The 550-nt window shown below is 66.2% G+C and carries 2 protein-coding genes; one reads left to right on the top strand and one right to left on the bottom strand.

All coding sequences use genetic code 11. The features are described from left to right. Positions 1 to 98: 98 nt before the first annotated feature. Positions 99 to 257, bottom strand: coding sequence for a hypothetical protein (locus VW35_RS21605; RefSeq protein WP_161796926.1), 159 nt, complete (start codon positions 255 to 257; stop codon positions 99 to 101). A 36-nt stretch (positions 258 to 293) separates the two neighbouring features. Here VW35_RS21605 and VW35_RS21610 point away from each other — a divergent pair, with 36 nt between their 5' ends. Continuing rightward, positions 294 to 452, top strand: coding sequence for a hypothetical protein (locus VW35_RS21610; RefSeq protein WP_161796926.1), 159 nt, complete (start codon positions 294 to 296; stop codon positions 450 to 452). The last annotated feature ends 98 nt before the right edge of the window (positions 453 to 550 follow it).

Genomic DNA, 550 nt, shown 5'->3' with positions numbered 1-550 from the left:
GGGACAGCGATGGGAGGGAGAATCTGGGAGTGAGGCGGGCCGGCGTGTACAGTGAAGCGGTGGTCGCAGGAGAAGGTGGACAGGCATGACGGCAGCGGCTAGGAGAGGCGGAAGAGGAGAAAGACAGGGAGGGGCAGGGGCAAGGGGGTCGAGGCAAGAAAGCTCACCGCGCGCATGATAGTGCCGGAGAGGATCGCGTCGAGCGGGCTGTCGCGCAGCGTGGCGTGGGAGACCCAGCGGCGGCGAGGCATGTTCATGATGCTCGAAAGCGACGGCCGTCGCTTTCGAGCATCATGAACATGCCTCGCCGCCGCTGGGTCTCCCACGCCACGCTGCGCGACAGCCCGCTCGACGCGATCCTCTCCGGCACTATCATGCGCGCGGTGAGCTTTCTTGCCTCGACCCCCTTGCCCCTGCCCCTCCCTGTCTTTCTCCTCTTCCGCCTCTCCTAGCCGCTGCCGTCATGCCTGTCCACCTTCTCCTGCGACCACCGCTTCACTGTACACGCCGGCCCGCCTCACTCCCAGATTCTCCCTCCCATCGCTGTCCC

It is taken from the genome of Devosia soli, from assembly GCF_000970455.1.
GTDB lineage: Bacteria > Pseudomonadota > Alphaproteobacteria > Rhizobiales > Devosiaceae > Devosia > Devosia soli.
Note: the sequence above shows the minus strand (reverse complement) of the source record. Positions and strands in the feature narration are given on the sequence as shown.